Below are 12,105 nucleotides of genomic sequence, written 5' to 3'. Positions count from 1 at the left end.
CGGGCATACGTGAGCTGCGTGTGCGTCAGGCCGCGAGGGCGAAGTGGGGCGGCCCCCGCCTGACCACACTGTGCTGCAGCGTGAGCTCTTCGGGCCCGGCTTTGTCATGCTCGTACGAAACGGAGGCGCGCGGAGTAGGGTCCGCGGCGCCCAGCAGCCCTGCGCACAGGGCGTGTACGAGGCGCAGCGCGGTACGCAGCGCGCTCATCGACGCGGCGGCCGTGGCCTCTCGCGCGGCGGGCGCGGACAGCCGTACCAGCCGCCACAGCGCGGCCTCGCCGCGGCGCAGCAGCCAGCCCGCGGCGAGCGCCGCGAGCAGGTGCCCGAGCAGCATGGGAAGCGACGGCAGCAGCCCGGTCAGCGAGCCGAGACCGAGGTGCTGGGCGGCCGCCGACAGCCCGCCGCCCGTACCGGTCGCACCCTGCGCGGCCATGTCGTGTGCGGCCATGCCCTGCCCGGTGGTGCCGTGGGCCATGGCGGCGTGCGCCGTCGAGCCCTGTGCGGCGTGAGCACCGGCGGCTCCTCCCGCGGGGCCGATCCCGGCGTCCGCGAGCATCTCCCTGGCCTGCGTACCCGTGAGGCGCGTCGAGCCGAACCCGCAGGTCATCTGGCGGGCGAGCCCGATCGCCGCACGGTCGCTCAGCCCGTGCACGCCGTCGGCCGGCAGCCGTACCGCCAGGCCGCGCTGGCCCAGCATGAAGAGGGCGTGCAGAACGAGCTGCCCGAAGGCGAGCGCCACGGCGATCCCCGGAAGCGAGCGTTCGCGGCCCGCAAGAGGTACGGCGACGGCCAGCACTCCGAGGCAGCCCGCGCCCAGCGTCCACAGAGGGACGGTGGCGCAGGAACCGATCATGTGCCCCGCGGCGGCCAGCGCGACGCAGGCCGCGGTGAACACCGCGGCCCTCAGCAACCGCAGATCGGCCGCGGCGCGCCCCTCGGGGGAAGTCATGACGGCCGCCATCATCCCACTGCACGTACCGGACGCATACGGCAGGGCGGACGGTCCCGGACAAGGGGGCGGACGGTCCCGGACAAGGAGAGGCCGCGGGCGGGGCGTTGCGGGGGCACCCCGCGGTGATGGTGCCGCTCCGTGGTGGCCGGCGCCGGGAGACGGGTAGGGGAAAGGGGACGGCTGGGAGAGGCGGCGCGGGGCGCCGTCCAGAGGCCGTAGCCGATTCCGGACATTCCGGCGGCCCGCCCGGGGGTGTTCCGAGGGTGGCTACAGATATGCAGACGGCCGGGCCGCCGCGCTTCTCATCCGTACATGCGCAACCGTTCGCACTTCGACAATCAGTAGAAAGATGCAAACGGTCGTAGACGGACAGTAAGCGGTTTCAAACGGTCACTCGACCTGGGCTGCGACCAGGTCGTGACCAGGACCGTCCGCCCCGACGCGCTCCGGAGCCCCCACAGATCCACGGAAGATCGGCCGGAGTACCGCTACCGCAATTGCAGGGGCGCACGAAGGGGCGCGCCCATGGGCCTTTTACACCGGTACGCTCAGTGGCCGCGTCCGCCGAATGGGCGGAGTCACGTCAAACCCACGCTTACCGACCATGGAGCGCGGCAATACGTATCGATATGTCGAGCCGCGGCCAGGAGGCTGGAGCGATGAGCATCTGGTGGTCCCTCCATCTTCGGCGGGAGGCAGCGAGCGTGCCGCTCGCGCGCCGTCTGCTGCTGGGGACGATGGAGACCGCGGGCGTCGACCCGGACGTCTGTTACGACCTCTCGCTCGCCCTCACCGAGGCCTGCGCGAACGCCGTCGAGCACGGCGACGGCACGGCCGAGGAGTACCGCGTCACCGCGTTCATCGACGGTGACACGTGCCGTATCGAGGTCACGGACTCCGGGCCGGGGTTCCACGACCGGGCCGCCGGCCCCGGGTCCCCTGAACGTTCCCCTCGGACGGAGCCCGCACCGCCCCGCCGACACGCCCCCGCCCCCGCTCAGGCCGAGCACGGACGGGGGCTCTTCTTGATCGAGGCCCTCACCGACCAGGTCCGCTACCGCAACCGCACGGGACGCCGGGGCGCCGTGGTCAGCTTCGACAAGGTCCTCAAGTGGCGCGAGGGCGCGCTGCTCCAAATGCCGTGACGTTTCTCCAGGGGCGGGGCCGTGTGGTGGCGCGGGTGCCCCGCCGTTCGGCGGTGCGGGTGCGGGTGCGGGTGCGAGGCCGTGCCGCAGTGCCGATGCGGGGCCGTGCCGCAGTGCCGGTGCCGGTGTCGGTGCGGGGCCGTGCCGCAGCGCCGGTACCGGTCCCGCTTCCGTTGCCGGTCCGCCCCACAGTGCGGGCTTCGTCGGTCCGCCCCAAGGTGCGGGCTGGCTTCCCCAATGCCCAGGCCGGTGTCAGTCTCGTGATCTACGCTGAACTCCCGTGCGGTACACGGCGGGAGGGGGAACGGTGTGAACGGCGGCGATCCCGGTACGGGCGGCGGTACCGGTACGGGCGGCGCTCCCGGTGCGGGCAGTGTCCCCGGCACCGGCGGCAATGACGCCCGGGCGATCGGTCATGGCCGGGTCTACCAGGCGTCCGGCGACCAGCACATCATCGAGCACCACCATCATGGCCCCGAGGGCGGTGGCGGCGGGCCGGGCGGCACCGGTGGCGGTGGCAGTGGCGGTGCGTGGTCCGGCCTGGACTCCGTCCGCTGGCCCTCCGTGGGCCGCGCCCCCACGGTCCTCCGCGACCGTACCGACCTGATGGACCGCCTCCGCGCCGGCGTCGCGCCGGGCGCCGGGGGCCAGGTCTACGTCCTGCACGGTCTCGGGGGCTGCGGCAAGACGGCCGTGGCGTACACGCTCTTCCAGCACGCGACGTCCCAGGCGGGCCGCGTCGGCCTGTGGGTGAACGCCTCGGACACGGCGTCTTTGCGTACGGGCATGCTGGCGGTGGCGGCCGACCGGGGTGCGGGCGACGGCGAACTGACCGCGGCCCGCAGCGGTCTGCGCGCCGCCGCCGACCTGGTCTGGGACCACCTGGACCGCTCCGACCGCCCCTGGCTCCTCGTCCTGGACAACGCCGACGACCCGGCGGTCCTCCGTGACGGCGGCTGGCTGCGCACCAGCCCCCGGGGAACGGTCCTGGTCACCACCCGCCAGGCGGCCCGTCACTGGTGGCCCGGCGCGGAACTCCTCCAACTGGGCGTCCTCCCGAAGGCCGACGCCGCCCAGGTCCTCTGCGACCTGGCCCCCGAGGCCGGCACCCTGGAGGAGGCCGAAGCGGTGGCCGAACGCCTCGGCCGCCTCCCCCTGGCCCTGACCCTCGCCGGCGGCTTCCTCGCTCACCAGGTCATCGACCCATGGACGATGACCCAGTACGGCGCCAACCTGGAGGGCGGGGAGGGGCTGGACCCGATAGAGCTCTTGGACCAGGGGGCCGAGGCCACCGGGGGCGGCGACTCCCGCCACCTGGTCAGCAGCACATGGCAGTTCTCCCTGAACGCGCTGACGTCACAGGGCCTGCCCGAGTCGGTCACGCTGCTACGGCTACTGGCGTGCTGGTCGGGGGACCCGTTGCCACTGTCGGTGCTGTCCGGCCTCGACATGGGCGAAGCCCTCCCGGCCCGCCGTGTCGAAACGGCCTTACGGGGCCTTCTCGACCAGTCGCTCACCGAGGTTGTGCCGGGCACCGTGCGGTGCCTGCGGACGCACGGGGTACTGCTGGACAGCGTGTGGCGAGAGGCAACGACTGAGCAGCGCGAACGGCTGGCCGTATCGGCTGCGAAGCAGCTGCTGTCCTTGCTCCCAGAGGTCCCGGAGCGTGGAAAGTTGGCCCCGTGGGCCAGCCTGCTAGTACCTCACGCGGTCGCATTGCTGCGGCGAGTCGCCGACACACCGCAGGTGTCCCACTCGACGGCGGAGGCCGTCGCCGAATCGTTGCTGCGATTGGTGCTCTCCCTACATCGGGGCGCTGATTACGCGGCTGCGCTAGCACTGGCCAAGCAGGCCATCGGACTGAGCACGCCGCGATTGGGCGAGTCTCATCCGGTAACTCTGCGACTGCGTGAGCGGTTGGGGCGTGCCCTCTGCAGGTTGGGGCGGTTCGAGGAGTCTGAGGCCGTTCATCGTGGCGTTCTTGCCGACTGCGAGGAAGCGTTGGGGCGAGATTCCCTGGACGCGATGACGTGCTGCCTGGGCCTGTTCCACGCGCTGAACGCACAAGGACGAGGCACGGAGGCACGACCGCTCGCTCTGCGTGCACTGGCAGGACGTTCCTCGACGCTCGGACCGGTACATCCCCTGACTCTGCTCGCGCGGTCGAAGGCGTTGACCGTCAGGAGCGGGCCGAGCGCCGATGATGACATCGCCGCAGGGGCAGCGCTGATCGATACCTGCCATGCAGATCTGGGACCGGATCACGGAATCACACTGAGCAGTGAGCTCAATTTTGCGGCGGCCCTATTTGCCGCGGGGCAGTACTGCAAGGCACTGCCCGCTGCCCGCCGCGCCCTCGCGTCGTATGTCAGGTGCTGCGGGCCCGAGTATCTGACCACTCTGAACGCGAGGATGCTGCTGAGCCGCATCCTCAACGCGCTGGGAGAACACGCTGAGGCCGTGGACAACGTTGCAGCGGTCTTAGCGGGTCGGATCCGAACACTCGGTCCCGATCACCCCTGGACTCACAAGGCACAGGAGCGACTCGAGCTGTTCCGCAACGCGTAAAACGCGCCCCGGGCGCACCCCCATGCCGAGTCCCCCGTGCTCGGCGTCCCCCGGTGGGTGCGCCTCAGGGCGCAGGCGCTAACGCGAAGTGACTCGCGTTAGCGATCTGGACAATACTTCGTGTGATCGATCGCTGGCAATCCGGAGTGCCTTCATGAGCACCACGCAGCACCCCCCGGGCAGAACCCGCCCCGGGGGCCGTACCGCGCGTACACGGGACGCCGTGTTCGCCGCTGTCTTCGACGAACTCGGTGAGGTGGGGTTCGCGGGACTGTCCATGGAGCGGGTCGCCCAGCGGTCGGGCGTGCACCAGGCGACGATCTACCGTCGATGGCGCTCCGTGGAGGGACTGGTCTGCGGGCTGCTGACCCAGCGCAGCGCCGACGTCATCCCCATCCCCGACTCCGGCTCGCTCTGCGGAGACCTGCGCGCCCTGGCCCGCGCCATCGGCGCGTTCTACGAGGACAGGCGCAACCGCGCGATGATAGAAGCCGTCGTGTCGGCGGCCGCCCGCGATCCGCGCGCGGAAGAGGTACTGCGCGACTTCTTCGAAGACCGGCTGGGCGTGGCAGGCGCTCTGGTACGGCACGCGATCGAACGCGGCGAGCTGCCCCCGGGCACGGACGCGCCGGCGGTGGTCGGCGCCCTGGGCGCGCCGTTCTACTACCGGATGCTGGTGGTGCGCCGCCCGGTGGACCTGGAACTCGTGGAGTCCGCCACGTTCGCCACGTATGCCGCGGCGAAGGCGGGAGCGTACGTCCGTACGGAGAGCCTCCGCGATGTACCGGTGGCGCGTGCGGGGGCGGGCGGAAACGTGCCGCGGCCGCGCTCAGGGGAGTCAGGCGACTCGGAGGCAGGAGACTCAGGGGACCAGTGAGCGGGCCGTTCCCCGTCTCACGAACCCGTCTCGCGATCCCGCTTCGTCAGGAACGCCCGACGGCCGGCGCCCCGCCAAGAAGGCGGAGCGCCGGCCGTCACCGGGTGGGTGGGCGTTCGGGAACGCCGGGAGAGGTCAGCCCTTCAGGCCGGCCATCCACTCCTCGACCTCGTCGGAGCGGCGCGGGAGCGCCGACGACAGGTTCCGGTTGCCGTCGGCCGTGACGAGGATGTCGTCCTCGATGCGGACGCCGATGCCCCGGTACTCCTCCGGCACCGTCAGGTCGTCGGCCTGGAAGTACAGGCCGGGCTCGACGGTCAGGACCATGCCCGGCTCCAGCGTGCCGTTCACGTACGACTCGGTGCGGGCGGCCGCGCAGTCGTGGACGTCCAGCCCGAGCATGTGCCCCGTGCCGTGCAGGGTCCAGCGGCGCTGGAGCCCCAGCTCCAGTACGCGCTCGACCGGCCCCTCGACCAGGCCCCACTCCACCAGGTGCTCGGTGAGCACGCGCTGCGCCGCGTCGTGGAAGTCGCGGAAGCCGGCGCCCGGCTTGACCGCCGCGATGCCCGCCTCCTGCGCCGCGTACACCGCGTCGTAGATCTTGCGCTGGAGGTCCGAGTACCGGCCGTTGATCGGCAGCGTGCGGGTGACGTCCGCGGTGTACAGGGAGTTCGTCTCGACGCCCGCGTCGAGCAGGAGCAGGTCGCCGGAGCGGACCTCGCCGTTGTTGCGGACCCAGTGCAGCGTGCAGGCGTGCGGCCCGGCCGCGCAGATCGAGCCGTAGCCGACGTCGTTGCCCTCGACGCGAGCCCGGAGGAAGAACGTTCCCTCGATGTAGCGCTCGGAGGTCGCCTCGGCCTTGTCCAGGACCTTCACGACGTCCTCGAAGCCGCGCACCGTCGAGTCGACGGCCTTCTGCAGCTCGCCGACCTCGAAGTCGTCCTTCACCAGGCGCGCCTCGGAGAGGTATACGCGCAGCTCTTCGTCGCGCTCGGCGGTGACCTTGTCGGTCAGCGCCGCCTCGATGCCGGCGTCGTGGCCGCGTACGACACGGACCGGCCCGGTGGCCTCCGTCAGCGCGGCGGCCAGCTCGCGCACGTCCTTGCAGGGCATGCCGTACAGCACCTCGGCCTCGCTGAGGCTGTGCCGGCGGCCGACCCACAGCTCGCCCATGCCGTTCAGCCAGAACTCGCCGTTCTCGCGGTTGGAGCGGGGCAGGCGGTACAGCGTCGCGTCGTGGCCCCCGGCGCCCTCCGTGCCGCCGTCGCGCGGCTCCAGGACCAGGACGCTGTCGTCGGTCTGGTCGCCGGTGAGGTAGACGTACTCGGTCGCGGCGCGGAAGGAGTACTCGGTGTCGTTGGAGCGGGTCTTGAGGTTGCCCGCGGGAATCACCAGGCGCTCGCCGGGGAACCGGCGGGAGAGCGCGGCGCGCCGTTCGGCGGCGTGGGGAGCCTGCTCGACGGGCTGGAGGTCGCGCAGTTCCGTGTCGGCCCAGCCGGACGTCATGTTGTCGGCGAGCTCGTCGGATACGCCCGGGTAAAGGCCGTTCTTGCGCTGCTTGATCGGCTGCTCGTCCTCGTCCGGGGTCTCCGGAGTGAGCTCGTCGGCCACGGTGCCTCCTCGTCGTTATTGGACGCTTTCCATCGTATGTGCGGATGGAAAGCGGTCCAGGGGGAGGAAGCTGTGACTTGTCAGGCACTCTGCCCTTGGGACGGATGACCTCCGGTCCATGTCGGGTCTGGCGATCTTTGTGTGGGTTTACCTATCGACCTGCCTGCCTGCTTACCCGCTTACCCGCTTACCCGCTTACCTGTTTCCCTGGTCCTCCAGGTCCGCGGCCTGCTCCAGGTCAGGGCTCGAAGCGGGCCGCCAGCAGGACGACGTCCTCGGGTGAGGTCTCGTCCGTGAGGCCCTGCGGCAGCATCGCGCGTACGAGGTGGTCGACGACGGCCTCCGGGTCCTCCCGTACGGAACGGGGCAGGGCGGCCGCCGCCGCGTGCAGCCGTGCGAAGGCCCGGTCGACAGGCTCGCCGGAGCGGTGCAGCAACCCGTCGCTGTAGAGGAGAAGGGTTTCTCCGGGCGCCGGCTCCAGCTCCACGCTCGGCGCCTCCCAGCACGAGAGCATGCCCAGCGGCGCGGACAGCGTGGTCTCCACGAACTCCGTACGGTGCTCGCCGACGATCAGCGGCGGGCAGTGGCCTGCGCCGGCCAGCACGATCTTCCGGGCCGGCGGCCCGCCGAGCGGATCCGTCACCGGCGGCTCGGCGAACGCGAACAGCGCGGTCGCGCTGCGCGCCGGCTCGGTCAGCCGCAGCAGGAGTTCGAGGTCGGAGAGGACCGCGACGGGGTCCTCGCCCTCCATGACGGCGTACGCGCGCAGCGCGGCCCGCAGCCGTCCCATGGCACCCACGGCGCTCGGTCCGGAGCCGGTGACGGAGCCGACGGACAGGCTCAGGGCGCCGTCCGGGAGCGGCAGCGCGTCGTACCAGTCGCCGCCGCCCTTCGGGCCCGTCGCGTGCCGTACGGCGAGCCGGACGCCGGGTACTCGGGGGAGCCGGGCGGGCAGCAGTTCCGCGTGCAGGGCCCGCTCCGAACGGCGCCGGCGGTCCAGCTCGACCAGACGGGAGAGGTGCGCGGCGGCGTACGAGCGGTACAGGGCGAGGAGCCGGCGCCCGCGTTCGGTGGGCTCGGCGGGCCGGTCGTAGAGCCAGACGGCGACGCCGAGGGGGCGGACGTGGGCGGCACCGGCTCCGGCGGGACGGCGCTGCCCGGGTGCGGCGGGATGCGCGCCTTCGTAAGGCGCCGCCCCCAAGGGCGCTGCTTCGGAGGCGCCTACGGAGCGGGCGCCCGCTGCGCTCTTCTCGGGGAGCGGTTCGACGAGCAGCGGTACGGCGTAGCTCGCGGCGTAACCGAGGCGGGCGGCGACTTCCCGCAATCGGGGGTCGAGGCCGGGCTCGGCGGCGAGGTCGGGCTGGGACAGCTCGTAGAGCCCGAAGGAGGCGGCGGCAGGAGAGCCGGGAGGGCCGGGAGGGCCGGGAGGACCAGGAGGAGCGGGGGGATCGGGAGGGCTGGGAGCAGCGGATGGGGCGGGAGGTCCGGCGGGGCCGGGAAGGGCCTCGGCGGGGGCAGGGGGCCCCGTAGCCGAATCCGCGGGGGCGTCCGCCGAGGGGCCGGCCGATCCCGTTCCGTGGGCGGTCGCCCCGGTCGGCCTCGCCACATGGCTGGTCGACGCGCCCGACGACCCCGCCCCAGTGCTGCTCGCGCCGTCCCCCGGTACCGCCGCACCCGGTAGCGCCGCATTCGGTGCCGCCGCCTCGTGGCCGTCGAGCAGGCGGCCCACCGGTGTCGCGCGGCGCGGGACCGTCTCCAGGTGCCCGAGATCCGCGAGGCCGAGGCCAAGACCGACGGTGGTGTCGGGGCCCAGGCCGTCCGGCGGTTCGAGGGTGACCAGGCCCCGGCGCGCGCCGACGAGGAAGGCGCCGGCGCGGAGGAACTCATCGAGCGCGCCGTCGAGGGTGTCGGTACGAGCCAGCCGTTCGGTGAGGTCGTGGAGGGTGGTGAGGTCGGCGAGCCAGGCGGCCAGCCGTTCGTGAACGGCGGCCGGTTGAGTGGCGGAAGAAGTTTCTGGGGCTGAGGGGGCCGCAGTGTGCGCCGGGCCGGTGAACGTGGGCTCGATTCCGGCCACTTTCGGAGCGTGGGGGACTGTCATGGCCTGCGGCTTACGTCGGTCTGGGCGTCGTCCCAGGTGAGGCCGTCGGCCAGGGGAGTTGACTGTAGCGGAATGCGAGCAATTGTCTTATTTGCCCGCCAGTTGGTTTCGCTCAATAGCATCGCAAACCCCCATGTCATGCTGCTCCGCTATCAATGGGTCCACATGTACACGCAGCGATGTTGCGTGTCCAGCACTGTCCTGGTGAGGATTATGGTGTCAGTGTGGCCAAGAGATTGGCCGAAAAATAGCCCCTTGAAGGTCAATTTGCGGTCGACTGACGGCGATCAACAGCGCGTCATCTCCACCATGGGGGTACGTACTCGGATAGGTGCGGGGCCAGTTGGGGCCGTGCCGGAACTCTCCGAAGGGCGCGGGCGTCTTACGCGGTGACGACCGGGCCGCACCCCCACGTGGCGGGATTGCACCACAGGACAGCAAGCGCCATGCGCGCGCCACCCCCCGCCATGTTCCACGCTCGGCGTACGGCGTGATGCGCTGCCTTGTACGCGCAGTGACGAATGATCCACGTGGTGTGATCCGCGCTCGGTGCGGCGGCGCGCACCGCACAGCGGCATGAACCTGCATGTAGTGCGATGGACATGGCCCTCGGCGTTTACGGAAAGGAACGAGCGCTCATGCGCGAGATCCTCGGAAGGCGACGCAAGTTCCAGCTCCGGCGCGGTGGAAGGTCGGCACTGCTCGGCGCGGCGCTCCAGTGCGCCACCGAGTGGCACTGGCCCGTCCTCCCCGGCGTCGGCCTCCGCTCGGGCGGCAGGACCGCCAAGGGGGCGCAGCCTGCCCTCAGGGGGGCGCAGCAGACGCGGCCCTGCGGCTGTCCCGACCCGGACTGCGCGGTGCCCGGTGCGCACCCCTTCGACCCCGGCCTGCTGGCCGCCACGACCGACGCCCGGATGGTGCGCTGGTGGTGGACGAAGCGCCCGGACGCGCCGGTCGTGCTGGCCACGGGCGGCAAGGCGCCGTGCGCGGTGAGCCTGCCGGCCGTGGCGGGTGCCCAGGCGCTCGCCGAGCTGGACCGCACAGGCGTGGCGGTCGGCCCGGTCGTGGCCACCCCCACCCGCTTCACGCTGCTGGTCGCGCCGTACTCCCTGCCCGAGCTGGGCGAATTGCTGTACGCGCAGGACCTGGTGCCCAGCTCGCTGCGGTTCCACGGCGAGGGCGGTTACGTCGTACTGCCACCGTCGGAGACCGGCGCGGGCAAGGTGCGCTGGGAGCGCCCGCCGGCCCCGCGCGCCTCCGCGAAGCGCTCCGGCGCGCCCTGGCTGCCGGACGTCGCCACGGTGGTGGACGCGCTGGTCGAGGCAAGCGCCGGCGCCCCGGGCGGCGGCAGCCGACTCGCGTTCTGACCCCTCTCCGGCTCCCTCGGGCTCCTCGAACCCCGCCCCCCTCGGCGACCTCGGGGCAGCACCCCCCACCCACGGACAGGTGTCCTCAGCTCCCAGGGGAGGCCCTGTCTGCTCCCCGGCTGACGGCTGTAGAGGGCGGCCGTCGTGGACGGTCGTAGTGATCGGCAGGCGTTGCCGTGACGGCTCTGCGTCTTCGTGGCTTCGTGGGTACGCGGCCTCAGCGCCGTCGGCCTCGCGGCTCCCCTCAGTCACCCCCTCATCAGCGACACGGCGCGCCGGAGATTCACTCGTACGGGTGTGAGGCAAGCGTCCATCCATGGGAAACGGGTGCGCAGCCCCCGAGAGGGCGCCCCTTCCCCGATATGTTCGGCCCACCGTCAAGCCGTTCGGGGTGCCCGGCGGCTCTCCGCATTCGTGGCGGAGGCCCACCGGGCACCCCGAAGGCCTAGTCAGAGCCCGTGAGCGGTCCCGTACTCCGGCCCCCGTTCCCCGTTCCGCGGGACCCCGCGCCGGGGCCCCGGACGCCGGTCACAGCGACCGCCGCGGACTCTCAACCGCAGGTGGTCCCCATGGTTCGCGAGTCGAACGTCCGCATGATCGCGCTCGCGAGCACCATCGCGCTCGCCCTCACCCTGCCGCTGGCCGCCGCCATCGCCGGCCCGTCCGGGCCCGGCGACCCGGCGCCCGCCGCGAAGCCCTCCGTGTCGCCGCAGCTCCGCGGCGACGCCGCCGAGCGGGCCGCCACCGCGGGGGACGGTGACCGGCCGCCCGGCACCCCGCGAGGCACCGCCCAGGACGCCCCACTGCCCGGCCACCCCGGCCCCGCGGGAGCGGGAAGCAGTGAGGTGCGGGCGGGCGGCCGGCTCGGCACCCCTGGCGGTGACCGGCCCGGCGACCTGCTCACCGGTCTCGGCCTCCGCGAGGGCGCGGGCCACGCTGACGGCCGTACCGCCGTCTGCGGGCCCGAAGTCGGCTCGCCGCACGGCATCAAGGCACAGACCTGCGTACTGACCATGAGGGGCGGCGCCGAGGGCAGCACGAGGGACGGCGCCGAAGGGCGCACGGGGGACAGCGCCGAGGGCCGCACGGAGGAGGGCAGTGCCGGGGGCCGTACAGGGGGCAGCGCCGCGCGGGGTGCTGAGTGGGGTACTGAGGGGCAGACCAAGGCCGTCCTGTACTACCGCAACACCTCGGGCGCCCCGTTGCGCGCCGTGCTGACCCTGATGCGGCCCGACGGCCGGACCGTACAGACGCACTGCACACTGCCGGCCACGGGTGAGCCGGGGAGCTGTGGGACGCCGTCCGGGGCGACCGTACGGGGGGACGCGCCGTACTCGGCGGTCGCGGAGGTCGCGGACGTACGGGGTGACCGGCTGCTGCTGAGGGCGGGGAGCAACTCCGCGCCGCCCGGGGCGGGTTCGGGCCGCTGAGCGAGTCCGGACATGGAAGCGCCCGGTCGCTGGCGACGGGGGATGCACCAGCGACCG

At 72.5% G+C, this 12,105-nt stretch carries 9 protein-coding genes; 6 read left to right on the top strand and 3 right to left on the bottom strand.

Annotated features, from left to right (window positions below):
- Positions 1 to 25 precede the first annotated feature (25 nt).
- Positions 26 to 949, bottom strand: a complete 924-nt coding sequence (locus ACZ6WH_RS20915) for a hypothetical protein (protein ID WP_469729868.1) — start codon at positions 947 to 949, stop codon at positions 26 to 28.
- A 662-nt stretch (positions 950 to 1,611) separates the two neighbouring features.
- Here ACZ6WH_RS20915 and ACZ6WH_RS20910 point away from each other — a divergent pair.
- The 3 genes from ACZ6WH_RS20910 (at position 1,612) to ACZ6WH_RS20900 (ending at position 5,542) form a co-directional block, all read left to right on the top strand.
- Positions 1,612 to 2,097, top strand: coding sequence for an ATP-binding protein (locus ACZ6WH_RS20910; RefSeq protein WP_469729867.1), 486 nt, complete (start codon positions 1,612 to 1,614; stop codon positions 2,095 to 2,097).
- A 309-nt stretch (positions 2,098 to 2,406) separates the two neighbouring features.
- Positions 2,407 to 4,665 (top strand): tetratricopeptide repeat protein, encoded by a 2,259-nt coding sequence (locus tag ACZ6WH_RS20905; protein ID WP_469729866.1) that lies wholly within the window; start codon positions 2,407 to 2,409, stop codon positions 4,663 to 4,665.
- A 154-nt stretch (positions 4,666 to 4,819) separates the two neighbouring features.
- Positions 4,820 to 5,542 carry a TetR-like C-terminal domain-containing protein gene (locus ACZ6WH_RS20900; protein ID WP_469729865.1) on the top strand — a complete coding sequence of 241 codons (723 nt, stop codon included), beginning with the start codon at positions 4,820 to 4,822 and terminating at the stop codon, positions 5,540 to 5,542.
- Positions 5,543 to 5,677: 135 nt separating this feature from the next.
- Here the strand turns inward: ACZ6WH_RS20900 and ACZ6WH_RS20895 are convergent, their stop codons facing one another.
- Both ACZ6WH_RS20895 and ACZ6WH_RS20890 read right to left on the bottom strand, forming a co-directional pair.
- Complete coding sequence (locus tag ACZ6WH_RS20895; protein ID WP_469729864.1) at positions 5,678 to 7,153, bottom strand: aminopeptidase P family protein; 1,476 nt, start codon at positions 7,151 to 7,153, stop codon at positions 5,678 to 5,680.
- Positions 7,154 to 7,391: 238 nt separating this feature from the next.
- Complete coding sequence (locus tag ACZ6WH_RS20890) at positions 7,392 to 8,882, bottom strand: PP2C family protein-serine/threonine phosphatase (protein ID WP_469729863.1); 1,491 nt, start codon at positions 8,880 to 8,882, stop codon at positions 7,392 to 7,394.
- Between the two features lie 30 nt (positions 8,883 to 8,912).
- Between ACZ6WH_RS20890 and ACZ6WH_RS20885 the strand changes: the two genes are divergently transcribed.
- The 3 genes from ACZ6WH_RS20885 (at position 8,913) to ACZ6WH_RS20875 (ending at position 12,048) form a co-directional block, all read left to right on the top strand.
- A complete protein-coding gene (locus ACZ6WH_RS20885) occupies positions 8,913 to 9,176 on the top strand; it encodes a hypothetical protein (protein ID WP_469729862.1) in 264 nt (87 codons plus the stop codon).
- A 713-nt stretch (positions 9,177 to 9,889) separates the two neighbouring features.
- Positions 9,890 to 10,618, top strand: coding sequence for a bifunctional DNA primase/polymerase (locus ACZ6WH_RS20880; RefSeq protein WP_469729861.1), 729 nt, complete (start codon positions 9,890 to 9,892; stop codon positions 10,616 to 10,618).
- Positions 10,619 to 11,187: 569 nt separating this feature from the next.
- A complete protein-coding gene (locus tag ACZ6WH_RS20875) occupies positions 11,188 to 12,048 on the top strand; it encodes a hypothetical protein (RefSeq protein ID WP_469729860.1) in 861 nt (286 codons plus the stop codon).
- The last annotated feature ends 57 nt before the right edge of the window (positions 12,049 to 12,105 follow it).

This window comes from Streptomyces sp. NPDC050806 (genome assembly GCF_055586425.1).
Note: the sequence above shows the minus strand (reverse complement) of the source record. Positions and strands in the feature narration are given on the sequence as shown.